General features: G+C 66.6%; 19 protein-coding genes. 13 read left to right on the top strand and 6 right to left on the bottom strand.

Annotated elements, in window-relative coordinates:
- Nucleotides 1-13 precede the first annotated feature (13 nt).
- The 5 genes from K8R92_11295 to K8R92_11275 all read left to right on the top strand — a co-directional run bounded on the left by K8R92_11295 (nt 14) and on the right by K8R92_11275 (nt 5870).
- Nucleotides 14-640 (top strand): hypothetical protein, encoded by a 627-nt coding sequence (locus K8R92_11295; protein ID MCE9620474.1) that lies wholly within the window; start codon nt 14-16, stop codon nt 638-640.
- A 377-nt stretch (nt 641-1017) separates the two neighbouring features.
- Nucleotides 1018-2673, top strand: a complete 1656-nt coding sequence (locus tag K8R92_11290) for a (2Fe-2S)-binding protein (GenBank protein MCE9620473.1) — start codon at nt 1018-1020, stop codon at nt 2671-2673.
- 85 nt (nt 2674-2758) lie between these two features.
- The gene (locus K8R92_11285) at nt 2759-3682 is read left to right on the top strand and encodes a hypothetical protein (GenBank protein ID MCE9620472.1); all 924 of its coding nucleotides are present in this window, start codon (nt 2759-2761) and stop codon (nt 3680-3682) included.
- A gap of 37 nt (nt 3683-3719) precedes the next feature.
- Nucleotides 3720-5222 carry a SpoIID/LytB domain-containing protein gene (locus K8R92_11280; protein MCE9620471.1) on the top strand — a complete coding sequence of 501 codons (1503 nt, stop codon included), beginning with the start codon at nt 3720-3722 and terminating at the stop codon, nt 5220-5222.
- Between the two features lie 18 nt (nt 5223-5240).
- Nucleotides 5241-5870 (top strand): riboflavin synthase, encoded by a 630-nt coding sequence (locus tag K8R92_11275; GenBank protein MCE9620470.1) that lies wholly within the window; start codon nt 5241-5243, stop codon nt 5868-5870.
- Here K8R92_11275 and K8R92_11270 read toward each other — a convergent pair.
- The gene (locus K8R92_11270) at nt 5857-7098 is read right to left on the bottom strand and encodes a serine/threonine-protein phosphatase (GenBank protein ID MCE9620469.1); all 1242 of its coding nucleotides are present in this window, start codon (nt 7096-7098) and stop codon (nt 5857-5859) included. The genes K8R92_11275 and K8R92_11270 overlap by 14 nt on opposite strands.
- Nucleotides 7099-7179: 81 nt before the next feature.
- Between K8R92_11270 and K8R92_11265 the strand changes: the two genes are divergently transcribed.
- The gene (locus tag K8R92_11265) at nt 7180-7473 is read left to right on the top strand and encodes a 4a-hydroxytetrahydrobiopterin dehydratase (protein ID MCE9620468.1); all 294 of its coding nucleotides are present in this window, start codon (nt 7180-7182) and stop codon (nt 7471-7473) included.
- On the opposite strand, the gene K8R92_11260 is transcribed toward K8R92_11265, so the two are convergent.
- The 3 genes from K8R92_11260 to kdsA form a co-directional block, all read right to left on the bottom strand.
- Nucleotides 7446-8495: a protein arginine kinase gene (locus tag K8R92_11260; GenBank protein ID MCE9620467.1), complete on the bottom strand. Its 1050-nt coding sequence runs from the start codon at nt 8493-8495 to the stop codon at nt 7446-7448. The genes K8R92_11265 and K8R92_11260 overlap by 28 nt on opposite strands.
- Nucleotides 8492-9010: a hypothetical protein gene (locus K8R92_11255; protein ID MCE9620466.1), complete on the bottom strand. Its 519-nt coding sequence runs from the start codon at nt 9008-9010 to the stop codon at nt 8492-8494. Before K8R92_11255 ends, K8R92_11260 begins: the two co-directional genes overlap by 4 nt.
- Nucleotides 9011-9076: 66 nt before the next feature.
- Entirely contained in the window at nt 9077-9901 is an 825-nt protein-coding gene (gene kdsA, locus K8R92_11250; protein ID MCE9620465.1) for a 3-deoxy-8-phosphooctulonate synthase, read from the bottom strand.
- A gap of 126 nt (nt 9902-10027) precedes the next feature.
- On the opposite strand from kdsA, the gene K8R92_11245 reads away from it, so the two are divergent.
- The 3 genes from K8R92_11245 to K8R92_11235 all read left to right on the top strand — a co-directional run bounded on the left by K8R92_11245 (nt 10028) and on the right by K8R92_11235 (nt 11916).
- Complete coding sequence (locus K8R92_11245; GenBank protein ID MCE9620464.1) at nt 10028-10825, top strand: DUF1444 family protein; 798 nt, start codon at nt 10028-10030, stop codon at nt 10823-10825.
- Between the two features lie 79 nt (nt 10826-10904).
- Entirely contained in the window at nt 10905-11501 is a 597-nt protein-coding gene (locus K8R92_11240; GenBank protein MCE9620463.1) for an aminodeoxychorismate/anthranilate synthase component II, read from the top strand.
- Between the two features lie 10 nt (nt 11502-11511).
- Nucleotides 11512-11916: a hypothetical protein gene (locus K8R92_11235; protein MCE9620462.1), complete on the top strand. Its 405-nt coding sequence runs from the start codon at nt 11512-11514 to the stop codon at nt 11914-11916.
- Nucleotides 11917-12004: 88 nt separating this feature from the next.
- On the opposite strand, the gene K8R92_11230 is transcribed toward K8R92_11235, so the two are convergent.
- Complete coding sequence (locus tag K8R92_11230; protein MCE9620461.1) at nt 12005-13168, bottom strand: hypothetical protein; 1164 nt, start codon at nt 13166-13168, stop codon at nt 12005-12007.
- 90 nt (nt 13169-13258) lie between these two features.
- Between K8R92_11230 and shc the strand changes: the two genes are divergently transcribed.
- Entirely contained in the window at nt 13259-15310 is a 2052-nt protein-coding gene (shc, locus tag K8R92_11225) for a squalene--hopene cyclase (protein ID MCE9620460.1), read from the top strand.
- Nucleotides 15311-15321: 11 nt separating this feature from the next.
- Here shc and K8R92_11220 read toward each other — a convergent pair whose 3' ends face one another.
- Complete coding sequence (locus K8R92_11220) at nt 15322-15993, bottom strand: RluA family pseudouridine synthase (protein MCE9620459.1); 672 nt, start codon at nt 15991-15993, stop codon at nt 15322-15324.
- 82 nt (nt 15994-16075) lie between these two features.
- Between K8R92_11220 and K8R92_11215 the strand changes: the two genes are divergently transcribed.
- From K8R92_11215 to K8R92_11205, 3 genes are read left to right on the top strand one after another with little or no spacing between them, the layout of a single operon-like run.
- Complete coding sequence (locus K8R92_11215) at nt 16076-17338, top strand: hypothetical protein (GenBank protein ID MCE9620458.1); 1263 nt, start codon at nt 16076-16078, stop codon at nt 17336-17338.
- The gene (gene nadB / locus K8R92_11210; GenBank protein MCE9620457.1) at nt 17335-19005 is read left to right on the top strand and encodes an L-aspartate oxidase; all 1671 of its coding nucleotides are present in this window, start codon (nt 17335-17337) and stop codon (nt 19003-19005) included. The genes K8R92_11215 and nadB overlap by 4 nt, the downstream gene beginning before the upstream one ends.
- A 52-nt stretch (nt 19006-19057) precedes the next feature.
- Nucleotides 19058-19645 (top strand): hypothetical protein, encoded by a 588-nt coding sequence (locus tag K8R92_11205; GenBank protein ID MCE9620456.1) that lies wholly within the window; start codon nt 19058-19060, stop codon nt 19643-19645.
- The last annotated feature ends 19 nt before the right edge of the window (nt 19646-19664 follow it).

The following is a 19664-nucleotide window of genomic DNA, read 5'->3' as shown; positions in this document are numbered from 1 at the left end:
GCGGGTCCATGCGATGAAGAAGCGTCGACGGCTGCCGGTCATGATCTGCGCCGGGGCGATGGCGATGATCGGGGCGATCCTCTATTGGCTCTCGACCCTTCCGCCCGGCTGGCTCCGGGCGGCGCTGGTTCCCGACGCCGCCATGGAGCAACGCTCGGCGTTTTTCGAGCAGGCCCTCGCGGCGCAGTTCACCAAGGTGCGCGGAGAGGATCGGGTCTGGGCGATCCGCATTTCGGAGAACGACATGAACGAATGGCTGGCCTCGCGCCTGCCGAAATGGCTCGAGTTTGAACATCCCGACCTGGCGAAAAAAGTGGGCAAGGTTCAGGTGCGCTGTCTCGATGACCACATGGAGATTGCCGCGGAGAATTCCTGGGGCGTGGGCAGCGTCGCCATCGCGCCGAAGATGCACGTCGATTCCGCCGGGGGCAAGGTGAACCTGGAAACCGCTTCGGCGGCCATCGGACGGCTGCCGATTCCGGCCTTTCTGGTCTCGACCTTTCGGCCCACCGATCTCTTTGATTCGCTGCGCGACTCGGAGTTCCGCCTGGCCGACGGGCGGCGCGTCAAGGTGAGGGACATCGAGGTGCTGCCCGGCGAGATCCGCCTGCAACTTGAGACCTCTCCCACCAGGAATTGACGGGCGGTTCCAAAACATCTCAGTAAATTCACGGGGAATCCTCGCCGCGCTTCCGTGTGCGCAGGCAAAAAAGCCCTGAAAGATCAGCATTTCCCAAGGGCCGCTGCAACCCTGGGCGGCGCCGGTGCGGATACCCCGCAGGATGCACCATCAAGTGAATCCGGCATGTAGGTGAGGGAAAAGAGAGGGCGATCGCTCTGTACCGAGCGCGCCGGACGAGGGAAGTTTGAAATAAATATCGCAGGGTTTTGATGGAAATGAATTCAAACCCCGGCAATCGGACACTCCCCCGTTGACGCGTCCGTGGCCCAAAGCCGCGGACGCGTTTATTTTTGTTGACTAGACTCCCGCTTCCAGAATTCCGAGCCATTCCACACATGCCTCAGCTCACCATCAACGGCAAGACGTGCTCTTTCGAAAAGGGCGAGACCATTCTGCAGGCGGCGCTCCGCCATCAGGAGGAGATTCCGCACTACTGCTACCACCCCGGGCTCTCGATCGTGGCCAACTGCCGCATCTGCCTCGCCGAAGTGTGGAGCCCCGATCCCAAGACCGGCGCACTCCGCGCGGGCAACAAACTTTTCCCGACCTGCCAGACCCCCGCGATGGAGGGGCAGGTGGTCTACACCGACTCGCCCAAGGCGGTCGGCAACCAGAAGGCGGTCATGGAGTTCCTGCTGATCAACCACCCGGTGGACTGCGCCGTGTGCGACCAGGCGGGCGAGTGCCATCTGCAGGACTACAGCTACCAGTATGGCCGCGGCGAGAGCCGCTTCAAGGAATCCAAGAACAAGCGGCCCAAGAAGGATGTCGGACCGCACGTGCTGCTCTACAGCGACCGCTGCATCATGTGCACGCGCTGCGTCCGCTTCACGCGCGAGGTCACCGGCACGGCCGAGCTGCTGGTGGAAGGCCGCGGCAGCGTGGAGGAAATCGATGTCTTCCCGGGCGTGGCGCTGGACAACGAACTCAGCGGCAACGTGGTCGACATCTGCCCGGTCGGGGCCCTCCTCGACAAGGACTTCCTCTTCCAGCAGCGCGTCTGGTTCCTCACCAAGACCCCGGGAATCGACGGCATCACCGCCAGCGGCGACAACATCAGCATCGAGCACAACAACGGACGCATCTACCGGGTGAAGCCGCGCGACAACCCAGAGGTCAACAAGTGGTGGATCACCGACGAGGTGCGCTACGGCTGGAAGTTCGTGCACCGCGAGGATCGCTTGCGGATTCCCTCCATCAAGGGGCGCAAGGCTTACGCCACGGATGACGCCGGCCAGGCCTGGGACGACGCCTTGGCAAAGACTGTGGAGCATCTGGAGGGCGCGGCCAAGAGCGGCGGACGCCTCGGCCTCATGGTCAGTCCGATGCTCACCTGCGAGGACGCCTACCTCCTGGCCTCCTTCATGCTCTCGATCGATTCCAAGGCGGAGCTCGCCGTCGGGCCGATCCCCGTCCTCGGGCAGGACAAGACTTTTCCCGGCGGCTTCACGATGTGCGCCGAGAAGGCCCCCAACGCGCGCGGCGTGCGCCGCGTTCTGGAGGCGCTGGCCAAGGGGCGTTCGGTGCTCGACGCCGCGGGCTTCGAGAGAGTGGCGGCATCCAGGAGCATCGCCGCGGCCGTGGTCACCGGGAACTATCCCAGCGAGTGGGCGACCCCCGCGCTGCAATCCGCGCTCGCCGGCGTGAACGTGATTCTGATCGACACGCTGCCCGGACCGCTGGGCGCCAGTGCCGAGGTCACGCTGCCCGGCGCCACCTGGACCGAGAAGGCCGGCAGCTTCGAGAACGCCAAGGGGCGCTTGCAGGGATTCGAGAAGGCGATCGTGACCCTGGATTTCGCCAAGGGCGAGGGACAGATCGCGCTGGATCTCCGAGCCGCGCGGGCCGGAGCCGCCAGCCGGCCCTACAACGCGACCGCCGTCCGCAGCGAAATGGCCCGCGTCGGCGGCCTGGAGAAGTTCGCCACCGAATTGCATGCTCCCCCGACGCCTTCCAAGGTGGCGGGCGACATGGTCCTGGTCGAGATCTAGCCGCCCGCGGCCCCGATCCCGCCTCTTGGAATCAAACCCGGTTCACGGTTAGACTGCCCGGCCACCCATTTTCCTCTGGAGCCCCATGCCAAACAACGGTCTCGACACTCTCATCACCGCCAATTCCGATCCCGCCGCCTCCGCCGCCTTCCTCAAGCAGGGGAAGAGCTTCGAAACCGAGGGCAAGTTCTTCGAGGCCCTCGAGGCCTACAAGAGCGCCGCCCAGTCCAACCGGACGGCCACCACACTCTTCAACGTCGCCCGCATGCAGGACCACCTGGGGTACGACGACGACGCGATGCGCACCTACGAGGAGTGCACGCGGCTGCCCAATCCGCCGATCAATGCCTTCCTGAATCTCGCCGTCCTCCTCGAGGACGCGGCGCAGTTCACCCGCGCCAGCAAGCTGATCCAGAAGGTCATCGAGGCCAACCCGAACCATCCGCGGGCGCGGCTCTTCCTGCGCGACGTGCAGGCCAGCAAGAACATGCTCTACGACGAGGAGCTGGCCCGCCTCAAGGGGCGCGAGGAGGCGATGTACGACCTGCCGGTCGCCGAATTCGAGCTCTCCATCCGCGCCCGCAACTGCCTGAAGAAGATGAACATCCGCACGCTGGGCGACCTGCTGCGCATCGGCGAGGCGGAGCTGCTTTCCTACAAGAACTTCGGCGAGACCAGCCTGGTCGAGATCAAGCAGATGCTCACCGCCCGCGGCCTGCGCCTGGGCCAGCAGCTCGATCGCGGCCACTACGACAAGGTCCGCGGCGAGGTCCTGGAGAAGATGAAGGGCACCGTCGCCGACGGCGTGCTGAACCTCTCGGTCGGCGCGCTCAACCTGGGCATCCGCAGCCGCAAGGCCCTGCAATTGCTGGGCATTCAGACGGTCGGCGATCTCGCCGCCCGCACCGAGGCCGAGCTGATGGGCGTGAAGAACTTCGGCGCCACCAGCCTGGTGGAGATCCACGAGCGGCTCGCCGAGCACGGACTGTCGTTGCGCACGCTGGAGTGAGGTCGAGCCGCCGCGGGGCGGCCAAGGAGCCTTCTCGATGGTGAACCCCGGATGGCAGCCTCCCGCGCATGCGGTCCGCTTCCTCGCCGCGATCGCGGCGGTGGTCATCGTCGCGTGGGGCTACGTCACGCTTCCCAGCGGCTGCGAAACTCCCGCGCCGTCGCGATCGCGCACGGCGCTGCCCGGCAGCCCGCTTGAAAAAAATGTCGACGGCACTGCGACGACGGCCTCGACCGGGGATCTTCGCGTCATCGAGGATCCGGGCAAGCCGAAGCTGCCGCCGCCGCAGGAGCGTCCGCTGCCGCCGACCGCCGAGCCGAACATCCGCGTCCGGGTGGCGTCGCTGCGCAGCGAACCCGTGGTGCTTTCTCATCCCTCGGGGTGGCTCTGGCTCAAGGGCGAGAGCGCGGAGCAGGGACGAACTTTTCGAACGCCGATCGCAGCCTCTCCCGCGGATGGTGGCTGGCGCATCGTCGAGGCCAACGGGACCGCGCAGGCATCCACCTTTCGACTGAAGGAGGGCGGATCGCTCCAGGTCAAGGCGCCGCAGAATGCGCCGGGAGGGATCCAATACGGCGGCGCCTCCTATCCGGGTGACGCGACGATCGCGCGTCGCACCGAAGCCGACAGCGGCGCGGCCGATCTGGTCTTCACGGTGCCGCTGGAAACGTACCTGCCCGGCGTGCTGGCCAAGGAGCTCTACAAGGGCTGGCATCAGGGCGCCTACGAGGCGCAGGCGATCGCGGCCCGCAGCTTTGCCGCGTGCGAGATGGAGTGGTGGCGAAATCGCCGTCACTTCGACGTGGTGGCCGGGCAGGCGAGTCAGGCGTGGGTGGGGGCCACCACCGACGCCAAGAGCCTTGACGCGGTCCGCACCACGCGCGGGCAGTACCTGGTCTTCGACGGGCGCGTCGTGCCCGCCTACTACTCGAGCTGCTGCGGCGGCGAGCCTTCGTCTGCGGTCGATTCCATTCGCGACGGCACCTGGACCAAGATCGCGCCGCTCACAATCGGCGCTTCGGCGCGCGGCATGCGCACCCAGTGCTGCGAGAAATCGCCGACCTCCAAGTGGCAGGCTTCCTTCTCCGCCTCGGAGACCGCGGACCGCATGAACGCCTGGTCGCGGCAGGCGGGCCGCAAGGATCTGGGTCCCATCAACGGCATCAAGAGCTTCACCGTGGCCCAGCGCAATCCCGCCAACCGGCCCATGTCCTTCCTGGTCGTCGACAAGAGCGGCAAGCGTTTCGCGTGGGATGCCGAGGACTTCCGCATCGCGGTCAACAGCGGCGCCGATGGCTCGCGCGACTCGTTGAAATCTTCGGCGCTGGAGCCGCGCGTCGAGAGTGGCCGGCTCCTGCTGGATGGCCGTGGTCATGGCCATGGCGCCGGCATGTGCCAGTATGGCGCCGAGACCATGGCCAAGGCGGGCAAGTCCCCGCAGGCTATCCTGGCCCGCTACTACCCGGGCTCGACCATCGTCACGATGTCGGAAGGAACCAGCGACGCTCCCGCGGCGCAGGCCAATGTGCGCCAACCCTGAAGCCCGGAGCCTTCCAAAGTGTTCACAGGTCTCGTTCAACATGTGGTGCCGGTCAAGTCCATCGAGGCGGCGCCGCACGGCAAAACCCTGACGCTCGAGTGCGGCGCCTGGCCGCCGAATCCGACGGTTGGCGAGAGCATCTGCGTGGACGGCTGCTGCCTGACCGTGGTGCGGATCGATCGCGGCGCGCTGGCCTTCGACGTCGTGCCGCAGACGTTGCAGCTCACCACGATCGGCCATCTGCGTGCTGGCGACCCGGTGAATGTGGAGCGGGCGCTGCGCGCCGATTCCCTGATGGGCGGCCATGTCGTGCAGGGGCATGTCGACGCCAGCGCCAAAGTCGTGGAAGTCGACCGCTCGAATGGCCAGTGGCGCACGCGCATCGAGTCGCCGCAATCCATTGACCATCTGCTGCACGAGCGCGGCAGCATCGCCGTGGATGGCGTGAGCCTGACCATCGCGGTCAAAGGCGAGGGCTGGTTCGAGGTTGCCCTGATTCCGGAGACGCTGGCCAAGACCACCTTGGCGCGAAAGCTGCGCGGCGCGAGGGTGAATCTGGAGGCGGACCCGATGGCGCGAATGGTCGCCGACGAAGTGAAGCGTCAGATGCAGCAGCTCGGCGTGCCGAGCGCGGCTACGAAACCTTGAAGGCCACCAGGGTCAGGTCGTCGGCGAAGGAGCCGCCGGCGCCGGAGTTCATCGCCCGTTGATCGAGCCGGCGCTCGATGCGCTCGACCAGCGCGGCGGGTTCAGGCACTCCCAGCAACGCGCGGAATTCCTCCAGGAACGCGGGGGCGACGTCCTGGGAATGCACGGGTTTTTCAGGCGGATCCGGGAAGGCCGCTTCGAATCCATCCGAGTGCAGCAGCACGCGGTCTCCGGGCTCGAGCTGCAATTCGATCTCCGGCCACTCCACGCCGTCGAACACGCCCAGCGCCTTGCCGGTGGTGCCCGCGAGCTCGATGGCGCGGTCGCCGCGCAGCAGGACGGCGGGGGGATGGCCCGCCACGGCCAGGCGCATGGCGCGCGTGCGCAGATCGATGATGGCGTAGATCGCGGTGGCGAACTTCGAGACGCGACCCTCGCGGGCGAGCAGCTCCCGGTTGACGCAGGCCAGCGCCTCGCCCGGAGGAATGATCCGGTAGGTCTTCCCGATGATCTCCTTCGAGGGAAGCCCGCGGGCGATCACCATGGTCAACAGCGCCGCCGGCACGCCATGCCCGACCGCATCGGCGACGAAGAGCCCGACGTGGTGCTCGTCGAGCCGCCGCACGTCGTAGATGTCCCCGCCCACATAGGCCATCGGTCTCCACAGCGCCGCCACTGCGCCGCCGGAGAAGGCGGCCAGGTTGCGCGGCATGAATTCCCGTTGCACCTGTCCGGCCAGATGCAGTTCGTCGCGCATCCGGGAGACTTCTCCCTGCAGCTCCTCGGCCTGCTCCTCGGCGCCGCGCTGGTTCTGCCGCAGGGCGGCGATCTCCGTCTGCCGGGAGAGCTGCCCGCGGAGCATGGCTGCGATCACCTCGGGGGACTTCGACATCGGCAGCGTGTTCCACGAGGTGAGACGGAAGGTCGACGCCAGCGGGTCATCGGTCAAAATCAGCAGGGGAACGCCGAGTTTTTCAACGCCGTCAAAGAGGGCCGGAAGGCCGGTGATCTCCTCGTGCCGCTGGATCAGAAGCACCACCGCCTGCGTCCGTGGACTCAATCGGCCCGCAGCCTCGGGGATCGTTCCGCGCTCGATCTCTGCCCGAAAGCCGAGGAGCCCGGGGAACTCCGCGGCAAGGGCTTCGGCCCGTGTCCGGCTCGACTCCGACGCGGCGAAAAGAATCCGCTGGGGGGGCCGGGCGGAGGGGGCGTCGTCGTCGACCAGCATGTCACGCGAGTCTAGCGGCGAAACTTTTGGGCTTGTTTCCAGCCACATCCCATTCCCGGGAACGAGTAAAATGCCGGCGGCATGAAGAAACTTTCCCAGCGCCAGGTGGACACCCGTCTGGCCAAGCTTCCGCAGTGGAGCCAGAACGGCGACGCCATCCAGCGCACCTTCCAATTCGAGAATTTCGTGGGGAGCATGCACTTCCTCAACAGCGTTGCGGAGGCCGCGGAGCGCGTGCAGCACCATCCCGACATCCTGGTGCGCTGGAACAAGGTCACGCTTACGCTCTCCACCCATGACGCGGGCGGCATCACCGAGAAGGACATCGCCTTTGCGGCCAGCGCCGATCAACTCTCCGGGCTGCCCTCGACGTAATCGCCCAGGGCCCGCCGCACCAGCAGGGCGCGGCTCAGCCGGCCATTCTCCTCCTCCGCAGCGAAGGGATGGATCTGGGCCAGGTGGGCCGGCTGCACCTGCAGCAGAAGCTGCTCGACGCGCTCGATGGTGAGATTGTGCAGAAGTCCGGTGGAGATGCCGAACCGCAGCGTGGAAAGCAATTTCGTGGCCTCCTCGGCCCCCAGCAGCCGCGCCACCTTCAGCGTGGCGCGGGCACGGTAGACCTTGTCCTCGATGAGCGGGCGGTTCTTCTCCAGCAGCATCTGCCGCGCGGTGCGCTCGTAGTCCACCAGCTTGGGGATCACCTCGTCGCGGAAGTGCTGCAGCAGCTCCTCCTCGGAGGCGCCCAGCGTCACCTGGTTGCTCACCTGGTAGAAATTGCCGATCGCATCGGTGCCCTCGCCGTAGTAGCCGCGCACCGCCAGGTGCAAGTCCTTGGCGGCGCGCTTGACGCGCTCGATCTCGCCGGAGTAGCGCAGCGCCGGCAGGTGCAGCATGGCGCCCAGGCGGATGCCGCAGCCGACGTTGGTCGGACATGCCGTCAGGTAGCCCCAGCGCGGATGGAAGGCGAAATCAACGGTCTCCTCCAGCGCCTGGTCGAAGGAGCGCGCCAGCTCGAAGGCGTCGTTGAGGCGCGAGCCGGGCAGAATGCTCTGGATGCGCAGATGGTCCTCCTCGTTGACCATGACGCCGAGCTCTTCGGAGTGGCCCAGGCCCAGCGCCCGCGGCAGCGTGCTCTCGGCGAAGTGCTTGGAGACCAGATGGCGCTCCACCAAAAGCTGGCGCTCCTGGGCCGAGGCCTGGTTCATGTTGACCCACGCCAGCCCGTTGGGGAAAGCACCGCCCAGCGGCGCATGCGTCACCATCTGCAGCACCTCCTGGCGCTGCGCGTCGCTGGCGCGGCCGGTGAAGGGGAAGCCTGCAAGGTTTCGCGCCACGCGAATCCGCACGCTCACCACGACGTCGGAGTCGGAGAGAGTTTTGACTGCGGCGTCGCTCATGATTCGGTGGGCGGATCCGCTGCGGGATTCGTCTTCATGCCAAGCTGGTGCAGCCGGCCCTGCAGCGTGGCGGCGCGTTCGTACTGTTCAGCAGCGACTGCGGCCTCGATCTCCTTGACCAACTGGCGGCGTATGGCGGCGCGGTCGGCCTGGCCCTCGATCCTCTTCGGTGTGCGCCCGCGATGGCTCACGGCGCCGGACTGGGCGCGTTCGATGATCGCCGCCACCGAGGGCATGAAGGCGTCGTAGCAGGCGGCGCAACCGAAACGGCCGGTCTGGCGGAACTCGGCGAAGGTCAGCCCGCATGCCTCGCAGCGCCGCGCCGCGGACTTCTGGGCCTTGATGGCCTTTCCCGTCGAGGCGAACTGCTGCAGCATCTGCATCACCGGCACCGTGGGCAGCACATAACCCTTGGCGGCCGCGTGCTCTGTGCAGAGGTGCATCTCCACCCGTTTCCCATTTTGAATGACCACCTCGTGCACCAGCGCGGGCTTGTCGCAGAGATCGCACTTCATGATGTCCCCAGTGTAGACCAGAGCGGGCCAAAACTCAGCGAGGCGTGGAAGACTTTTCGCAGCGGACTATCCATTGGCAGCCCGCCGGATGGCGTCGAGCGTCTTGAGCAGCGCGGGCACGCTCGACAGCGGCAGCATGGTGCTCGCGTCGCTGAGGGCCTTGGCCGGTTCGGGATGGCACTCAAGGAAAATCGCGGACACGCCCGCGGCCACGGCCGCCTTGGCCAGCAGCGGCGCCCGCTCCGGTCGACCTCCGGTGCGCTCCCCCTCGCCGCCGGGAAGCTGCGTGCTGTGGGTCGCGTCGAAGCAAATGGGCACCTCGAAATCCATCAGGTCGCCGATGCCCATGAAGTCGTTCACCAGCCGGTTGTAGCCGAAGGTCGTGCCGCGTTCGGTGAGCATGGCCATGCGGCATCCGCCCGCCCGCACCTTGGCCAGCACATGGCCCATCTCGGCGGGGCTCATGAACTGGCCCTTCTTGATGTTCACCGCCTTGCCGGTTCCCGCGGCGGCCAGCAGCAGGTCCGTCTGGCGGCAGAGGAAGGCGGGGATCTGCAGCATGTCGACGCTCTTGGCGGCCAGCTCGCACTGGCTCGCGTCGTGGATGTCGGTGGTCACGGGCACGTCCAGTGCATCGCGCAATTTTGACAGCCGCTCAAGCCCCGATGCAATCCCCGGGCCGCGCGGACTCTTCACGCTCGACCGGTTGGCCTTGTCGAAGCTCGCCTTGAAGACGAATCCCATGTCCAGCTCCCGGCAGGCGTCGCGGAGGGTCTCGCCGATCTGCCGGTTGATCGCGTCGGATTCCAGAACGCATGGCCCCCCGATCAGCAGCAGGCGCCGGTGGGGGTGGGCGAAAAACGAATCCAGCACGTTTATTCGGTGTGGCATGACCACCAATTTTAGGGATTTTTCGATAATTCACCCGACAGTACAAAAACTGTAATGCACCGTAGGCATCGTGAGGGCCGACCGAGTCGGACCCGAATGAGGTGGACCAATCGAGGAGGCAGAGACATGGAAGCATTTCCCAAGAATCCAGAGGACTTTGGAGGCTTTGTGAAGCGGTTGTTCCTTCGCAAGTGGCCGGAGCGCAAGTTCGAGATCGCCGGTCCGATGGACCTGGTCATCGACGGTCGCCACCTCGGCCTGGAAAATCTCTGGCGCATCGCCCGGCAGGACCCGGCGCGGGCTGATCAGATCGTGGAGAGCTACATCGACAAGTTGATGGAGGGGGATTCCGTCGGCGGCATGTCGATGCCCTTCTCCCTGGTGCGCAAGCGCATCATGCCGCGCATCCAACCTGAGAGCATCTTCAAGCATTTGGACCGCGAGCAGGTGGCCCACATTCCCTTCGTCAACGACACCGTGATCGTCTTCGTGATCGACATGCCCCACGTCACCGTGAGCGTGACCGTGGAGCAGATGGTGCGCTGGGGGGTTCAGGTGGACGACCTGGAGCGGCTCGCCCGCGAGAATCTGGCCCGCTACGCGCCGGAGCTGAAGGTGCGCGTCGTTGAGACCGAGGATGGCGGCAAGGCGGCGATCGTCGCCCTGCAGGATGGCTACGACGCGGCGCGCTTGCTGTTGGACACGCTGCACGTCAAGCTGGCGCCGCAACTGGGCGGCGACTTCTTCGTCGCCACGCCGGCCCGCGACATGTTCGTGGCCATGACCTGCAATCCGCCCAAATTCGTCCAGCGCATCTCCAAGCGCATCGGCCGCGATTACCAGCGGCTCCCGTACCCGATCACCAGCGCTCTCTTTCTGGTGACGCGCGACGGCGTGGCGGGCACGGCCGAAGAAGCCGCCTGACGAAGTGAACGAGTGCGATGCGCCGAGGATGGCGTGCGACGGTGGTGACCGCAGTGCGGGGCCTCGCTAGCATCGTGACGTGGTTCTTTTGATCGACAACTACGACTCGTTCACCTGGAACCTGGTGCACCGCATGCAGGAGGCCAGCCCGGGGCTGCGGGTCGAAGTGGTGCGCAACGACGAAATCGACGCCGCGAAAGCGGAGGCCATGAAGCCGACTCATCTGGTGATCTCGCCGGGACCCTGCACGCCCAAGGAAGCGGGCGCCAGCGCCGAGCTCGTGCGCCATTTCCGCGGCCGGATTCCGATCCTGGGCGTCTGCCTTGGGCATCAGACCATCGGCGCCTGCCACGGCATGACGGTGCGCCGCGCCGACGCGCCGATGCATGGCAAGACCAGCCTGATCCACCACGATGGCCGCGGGGTTTTTCAGGGCCTGCCTGATCCCTTTCCAGCCACCCGTTACCACTCGCTGGTCATCGATCCCGCGACCCTGTCGGACGAGTTTGAGGTAAGCGCCAAGACGGAGGATGGCGTGATCATGGGTATCCGCCGCAAGGCTGGCGCCGGGGAGGCTCCGCTGGAGGGAGTCCAGTTCCATCCGGAAAGTTTCCTCACCCCGGACGGGCCGAGGCTGCTCTCGAACTTCTTGGCGATGCGCGGTGCGGGCCGCTAGACTCGCGGCCATGCCAAGCACCGCAAGCGACATTGCCCGCGCCGTCGTTCAGCAGCATGACGGTGACAAGATCATTCTTTCGATTCCATCGACGGAGTATCAACTCCACCTCACCTGCAACGGGAAAACCAATGTGCACCCGGGCAAGCGGATCCAGGGCGTGATCGAGCTCAAGGCCCTGCGCATGCACAAGGCATCGGCGGGAGGCTCCTTCATCGAGCCGATTTACGGCCATCCGCGCATCGTCCAGGGCCGGGTGCTGAGCATTGATCTCGGGAAGAACCGCCTGCTCTGCGACGTGGTTGTACCGGTGTGGGTCGAGCCCTTCGATGGACAGAGCGCCGCTGATTTCAACGCCGGCGACATGGTCAATTTCTACGTCCAATCCGGGGCGACTTTCACGCCGGTGGCGTGAGCTTTCAATTCAAGCGCAATTGATGCGCGGCCGATTTAGCGCAGATTGACGCGCGATTCCTGTGCGGTCATCGTTCGGACGCGCTGGATCACGGAGCGGAGAGCACGCGCTTGCGGGTGCCGTCGCTGGAATAGCTGGCCACTTCACCGCTCGGCTCGGCGGCGGCGCGAATGGTCTGCTGACCGCTGGCGTTGCGCAGGCTGATCAGGCCGCCATCGGCGTCCGATGCGGCGCCGGCCACGACCACCGCCTTGCCCTTCATGTTGAAGAGATTCAGCAGCCCGCCCGTGGAGCCGCCGCCCAGGGCCGCGACGCGGGTGGCGCCGGCGTAGATCTGCACCGTGCCGCTCTCATCCTTGCCCTGATCCATGAGTGCGGCGATCTGCCCGACGGCGGTCCGCACGGTGGCGCGTCCGCCGAGGTTCTCCTGCACTTCCAGCGAGACCGCGGCCTTGCCGTCGTGATTGCGGATTTCGGCGAAGCCGCCATGTCCGGCGACATTGCCCAGCACACATCCGCCGGCGCCGTTGTTTTCGCGGATGGCGAGTTCGCCGCCTCCATCGCCCACTCCGCCTTCCATCGCGGTGGCGCCATCGGCGCCGGCGAGGCGCAGCAGCCCGGCCTGCTTCGTGTCGGAGCCGAGGTAGGCGACCTCCTTGCTGGAGTCGCCGACCACGCTGAAGGCCGCGCCCTTCTCATTCACGCCGAAGCGCAGCGCCGGCTTTCCGTTGGGACGGTTGAGCAGGCCTTCGGAGCGATCGGCGGCGACCATCAACTGCAGCGCGGAGTCCTCGGAGCCGCTGCGGGTCAGCGTGAAATTCGAACCATCCTTGGTCGCCTCCAGGAAGGCGGCGATCTGCCCATCGCCGCGGGTGACTTCTACGCGTCCTCCGGTGCTGTTGGCGAAGAGACCGGCCACGGGTTTCCCCGCAGTGTTCCACAGGGCCAGATCGCCCCCGGATTCGCTGGAGGAAAGCCTCGCGACATTGGCGCCGCCCTTGGCCCATACATCCAACTGGCCGCCGGAGGGCGAGCTGGAAAGCAGGCAGGAGATCTTGCCTTCGGCATCCAGGATTTCGAGGCGGCTCGCCTGAATGACTTCGGGCGTCATGGGCCGCGCGAAACCGGCGAGCGTGGCGGCGCCCAGGATCGCGGCGACCGCGGCTCCGATGCGGCGCTCAAGGCGACGCTGCTTCCGGACGAGGTGAAGTTGAAGTTCGAGCTGCTCCAGACGGGTTTCGATGTTGGACATGGAATCTCCTTGCGTTGAGCGCCAGCATACGCCATTTGAAAGTCCGCGCCGCGAAGCGCATGGAGGCGGGTGGTATACTTTTCGATCCTCATGTCCACGCACCCTGCGACTGCCGAGCCCGCGACGATCGAAAGCGGTTCGATGCGCTCGCTCAGGACCTGCGCCGAGGCGGCGCTGGCCGCGCTGCGCTCGCTGCAGAAGCCGGATGGCCACTGGTGCGCCGAGCTGGAGGGGGATTCCATCCTGCAGAGCGAATACCTGCTGATGAAATGGATCCTGGGCCAGGAGGCCGCGCCGATGGTCGACGGCCGGTCGGCGCAGACGCTCCAGAAGATCGTCCGGCAACTTCGGAGCCAGCAGCGCGAGGATGGCGGATGGGGGCAGTACCCGGGCTCCGACGTCGATCTGAGCGCCACGGTGAAGGGCTATTTTTGCCTGAAATTGTTCGGGGATTCCCCCGAGGCGCCCCACATGCGCAAAGCCCGCGATGTGGTGCGGGCCATGGGCGGCGCCGAGCACTGCAACAGCTTCTCCAACTTCTACCTGGCCTGCCTGGGGCAGATCTCCTGGAGCGCGGTGCCCGCGATCCCGCCGGAGATCGTCTGGCTGCCGAAGTGGTTCTACTTCCACATGAGCAAGATGAGCGCCTGGAGCCGGACCATGCTGCTGCCCCTGGCGATCGTGGCGACGCTTCGCCCGACGCGGGCGCTGGCTCCCGAGCAGGGCATCGACGAATTGTTCGTGGACGGGAGGGCGCGACACCGGCTGAAGATGCGCTCGGACGTGCCCTGGGGCTGGCGGACGTTCTTTCTAGGCGCCGACCGCGCGATGAAAGTGGCTCACCGCATCTTCGGAACCTCGTTGCGCCGCCGTGCCATCGCCGCTGCGTTTCGGTGGAGCGCCACTCGCTGCGGGCAGGATCAGCCGGCGCCGACCCGCGGACTCGGAGCGATCTTTCCGCCCATGGTTTACATCCAGATTGTTTTCCACGCCCTGGGGATTCGGCGCAGCGACGCCATGGTGGTTCGCGCCGAGCGCGAGCTCGACGAGTTCTTCATCGAGGAGGGCGAGCGCATCCGCATCCAGCCCTGTTTCAGCCCGGTCTGGGACACGGGTATTGCGCTCTACGCGCTGGCCGACTGCGGATGCACCGTGGAGGATGCCTCCGCAGCGAGTGCCGGCGACTGGCTCCGCAGCAAGGAGTGCCGATTTCTCGGGGATTGGGCGGCAAACACCGCCCCCTCGACGGCGCCGGCCGGCTGGTATTTCGAATACGCCAACGCCTGGTACCCGGACGTGGACGACACGGCGATGGTCAGCATGGCGCTGATGCGGATCGGCGGACCGGCCAATCAATCGGCGGCAGCGCGCGGCGTGGCGTGGACTCTGGCGATGCAGAACGACGATGGCGGGTGGGCGGCCTTCGACCGGACCCGCGACCGCAAGGTCTACGAGTACGTTCCCTTCGCCGACCACAACGCGATCCAGGATCCGAGCTGCCCCGACATCACGGGGCGCGTGCTGGAATGTCTGAGCTGGCACGGCATCACGGTCGACCATCCCGCGGTGCGCCGCGCGGTGAAGTACATCAAGAGCCGTCAGGAGCCCGAGGGTTGCTTCTTCGGCCGCTGGGGAGTGAACTACATCTATGGCACATGGCAGGCCGTGATCGGCCCGATCCGCTGCGGCGTGTCGCCGAACGAGGAGTGGATCGCGCGAGCGGGGGCCTGGATCAAGTCCGTGCAGAAGCCCGACGGCAGCTTCGGCGAGAGTGCCAACAGCTACATCGACCCCACGCTCAAGGGGCAAGGCGTCAGCACCGCCAGCCAGACCGCGTGGGGAGCCATGATCCTGCAGGAGATCTTCGGCCATGACGATCCGGATCTTGTGAAGGCGCTGGTGTGGCTTGCGAAGACGCAGTTGAGCGAAAGGGACGCGACAAATCCTGAGAAAAACCCTGATCGCGATCCAGCGGGCTCCTGGCGCGAGACGGAATTCACCGGCACGGGATTCCCCCGTGTCTTCTACCTGCGCTACCACCTCTACCGGCTCTATTTCCCGCTGATGGCGCTGGGCCGCTATCTGCGGGCGCATGGCGCAGGATTTTCGACCTCCGCCGCGGATTCGATTTCGGACGCCTGACGCTTTTCAAGTCAGTGAAAAGGATGCGGCGCCGTGAACTTGAATTCGCCCCATGCGAGCTCGGTGGCGTGAAGGCAGAGCCGTGTCGCGGCACGTTTCACCACTTCCGTCGCGTACAACTCGTCGGCGAGAATGGGGTGGCCGATGGAGGCGAGATGAACCCGAAGCTGATGGCTGCGGCCCGTCATGGGCTCAAGGCGAAAGCGCGTGCACCGGCAGGGGGCCTTCGAAGAAGCAACCGACGATGGAACGAACTCCAGCCGTGCTTCGGCATGCCAGCGGGTCCGGCTCGCCTTGCCCTGTTCGTGGCAGACGATCTGTCGAGCCGAGCCCAGCGCCTCCTTGCGAAGCGGAAGATCGATCTCGCCCTCGTCGGTCTGCGCGTGCCCGAGGGCAATCGCGTGGTAGGCCTTCGTCACCCGCCGCGCCTCGAAGGCCATGCTCAGCGCTCGATGGCTCTGGGCATTCAGGGCCATCACGATGAGCCCGCTGGTGTGCTGGTCCAGGCGGTGCACGTTGCGGGCGCCCGGGAAAACAGCCGCGACGCGCGTGGCCAGGCAATCCGCATTGGCCGGGCCAATCCCCGGAACTGAGAGCAATCCCGACGCCTTCTCCAGGACGACGAAATCGCTCGCCGCATGAACCACGCGGAAACCGTCGTGCGAAAGGGTGGGTTCATCCATGGGGAAACCCCTGCCAAACGCCTCGAAATGAAGTCGATCGAGGCATGCAATTGGGAGGCGGGGATGCGTACACTCATGGATTATGACATCGTTGATCCTTCTCCTGTGCGCCCTGGCGCAATCTTCGCCCGCACCCAGCAGCGCCGCAGGCACGAGCGCGCCGCCGACTGCAGCGCCCGCCGCGAAGGGTGGCGAAGCCGCGGCGAAGAAGGACACGATCGACTGGCGCAAATCGGAGGCCGTGCTGGGTGGCCAGGTGCAGCTCACGCTGCCGGAGCGATTCGTGAAGGCGGGAGAGGCCTACTTCAATGTGGATGGGACGCAGGTGGTTTTTCAGGCGATCGAGCGCGATGCCGAGGGCAACCCCGCGAGCGAGTACTACAGCATGTACGTGGCGAACCTGCGCGACGAGGGGCAGGGTCAGAGCTTCGGCCCGCATGAGCGCGAGTTCCGCCTGCGCAACATCCGCCAAGTCAGTCCGCCCGGCAGCGCCAACACCTGCGGCTGGTTCCATCCGACCATCCCCAACCACCTGATCTTCGCCAGCACGATCACGCCGCCGGCCAAGCAGGAGACGCCGGGCTACCAGCGCGGCACGCGCAACTACCGCTGGAGTTTTCCGCCGGAGATGCGCGTGGTGGAGGTGGACCTGGGCGCGTCGCAGAACGATCCCGAGGGTCTCAAGACGCTGGTCGGCGACGGCAAGGCCTACACCGCCGAGTGCTCCACCAGTCCCGACGGCCGCACGCTGCTCTACACCTCGCTGGAAAGCGGCGAGGGTGACATCTTCGTGATGGACCTGCCCACCAAGAAAATCACCCGAATCGTCTCGCTGCCCGGCTACGACGGCGGCGCCTTCTTCAGTCCCGACGGCAAGAAGATCGTCTGGCGCGCCGACCGCAAGGGTGACAATCTCCTGCAGATCTACGTCGCCGACGTGGCCTTTGACGGCGCGGGCGCGGTGACCGGGATCGGCGAGCCCCTCGCCGTCACCAACGATGGCGCCGTGAACTGGGCCCCGTACTTCACCCCCGATGGATCCACCCTGGTCTACGCGTCGAGCCGCGTCGGGCATGACAACTACGAACTGCTGGCCCTGCCCGTGCCGACGGATCGCTCGGCGCCGCCGGCGCAGCCGCACCGGGTCACCTGCGCCGATGGCGCGGATCTGCTGCCCGCCATCACTCGCGATGGAAAATTCCTGATGTGGACCAGCCAGCGCGGCACCGGCCGCACGAGTCAGCTCTGGCTGGCCCGGATCTCGGAGAACGGATTGCTCGCCGGCGAAACCGTGGCGCCTCCGGCCGCGGAGCCCTCGGCGCCGGCGTCCACGCAGTCCAAATGAACTCCTACCACGAACGAGAGCTGCTGATTCCATTTCGTTCGGCGCTGCTCCCGCAGATCTTCACCGACGTCGTGGTGGTGGGCACGGGCGTGGCCGGACTGCGGGCCGCGATCGAGGCCTCCGAGCATCAGGATGTGATCCTGTTGGCGAAGGAGTCGGTCGACCTCTCGAACACCTCCTGGGCGCAGGGGGGCATCGCGGCGGTGATGGCGGCCGCGGACAGCCTGCGCAGCCACATCCAGGACACCCTTGAAGCGGGGGCCGGGCTCTGCGAGCCGGAGGCCGTGCGAGCTCTGGTCGAAGAAGGCCCCGGGGAAATCCGCCAACTCTTGAAGTGGGGGATGCGGGTGGATCGCGGACCCGGCGGCGAGCCGGAGCTGGGACTGGAAGGCGGGCACCACTTCAATCGCATCATGCACACGGATGGCGACGCGACCGGGGTCGAATTGGCCCGCTGCCTGGTCGAGCGGGTGCGCTTGCAAAGGCGCGTGCGCGTCTTCGACCGCTGCTTCGCCATCGACATCCTGGTGGACCAGCGCAAGGGTCGGCGCCGCGCCGCGGGCCTGCTGACCTGGCATCCGCGCCACGGCCTGCAGATCATCTGGGCCCGCGCCACTGTGCTGGCCACGGGCGGCTCGGGACAGATTTTCCGCGAGACCACCAATCCCAAGGTTGCCACCGGCGACGGCGTGGCCATGGCGTGGCGTGCCGGCGCCGCCGTGACCGACCTGGAGTTCATGCAGTTCCATCCCACCACGCTCTACGTCGCCGGCGCGCCGCGGCACCTGATCAGCGAGGCGGTGCGCGGCGAGGGGGCGAAGCTGGTCGACCGCGACGGCGCCTCGATCATGCCCGGCCTGCACGAGCTGGGCGACCTCGCGCCGCGCGACGTGGTGAGCCGCGCGATCGTGCGGCACCTGGCCAAGTCGGGCGAGTCGCACGTCTGGCTCGACGCCCGATGCATGGGCTCCGCCGGATTTGCCCGGCGCTTCCCGGGCCTGGCCCGGATGCTGGCGGGGTTCGGCCTGGACGCGGGGCGCGACTGCATCCCGGTGCATCCCGCAGCCCACTACAGCATTGGCGGCGCGCGCACCGACCTCCACGGTCGCACCAATGTGCCCGGGCTCTACGCCTGCGGCGAGTGCGCCGCAACCGGCGTGCATGGCGCCAACCGCCTGGCGAGCAACAGTCTGCTCGAGGGCCTCGTCTTCGGCCGGCGCGTTGCCCAGGCCCTGCAGCAGGATGACCTTTCCCCCGCGCAGCCGGTCCCCCTGATGCACGAAGTGGAGCGGCCCGAGCGCGGCGAGTTGGACCTGGCGGATGTCCGCAGCAGCCTGCGCAGCGCCATGTGGCGCAACGTGGGCATCGAGCGGAGCTCCGCCAAGCTGAGCGACATGCTGGAGATGTTCGCCTTCTGGGGGCGCTACGCCTTCGACTCGGTCTTCGAGGAGCCCGTGGGCTGGGAGACGCAGAACATGCTCACCGCCGCGCGGCTCATGGTGCTGGCGGCGCTGGCTCGCCACGAGAGCCGCGGCACGCACAACCGTCTCGACCGGCCCGCGCTCGATCCCGAGCTCGCGGGGCACTTCGTCTGGGCCAAAGGCAGCGAGGAATTTCAATGGAGCGCGCTCGGCTTGCTGGCGTCGTCGCAGGCCGATGGGGCGTAGATCGAGCCCGAGCCGGTTCCGCGGGATCGCGGTCGCGCTCGCGGCGGGCGCCGTGATCTGCGGGTGTGCCCAGGAAAAGATCGAGTATCGCTACCGGCCGCAGTTCGAAGTGGACGCCACGGGCCGCGCCGCCGACGAGACCTTCGTGAAGCCGGACGGCACCCGGGTCATCTACACCTCCAAGCGACCCGAGCGCAAGGACGCGGCCGCGAAGACCCCGGGCAGCGCGCCCGAGGCCGAAACCCCGCAGATCGAGCTGCGCGAGCGCAAGGCCAACGGCGACGTGGTGCTCCGCGCCATGTTTCCGGAGCAGGTGGTGGCCCACGTTTCGGAGTGCGTGCGCAACGAGGAGTACGAGCTGCTCTGGAACCAGTTGCTCTCCGAGGAGGCGAAGCGGGATCTCGCCGACCGCGGCGGCCTCGAGTACTTCAAGACCTTCTTCACCGTCAACCGGAAGGAAGTGATGGCCACCCTGAACTGCATGCAGATCAATCTGCGCAACGGCCACGCCATCGTCCGCAACCGGGATGCCACGCACCTTTCCGCGGAATTGGATTCGACCCTGCGAGGCAGCTACAAATTCACCGCGATGGAGTTCGAGTCGACCCCCTCGGGCATGAAACTGGTCAGCATCCGCTGAGCGGAATCCATTTCAAAAA

Source organism: Planctomycetota bacterium, assembly GCA_021414025.1.
GTDB lineage: Bacteria > Planctomycetota > Phycisphaerae > Phycisphaerales > SM1A02 > SYAC01.
The sequence above is the reverse complement of the archived record's forward strand: the minus strand, read 5'-3'. Positions and strand labels throughout refer to the sequence as shown.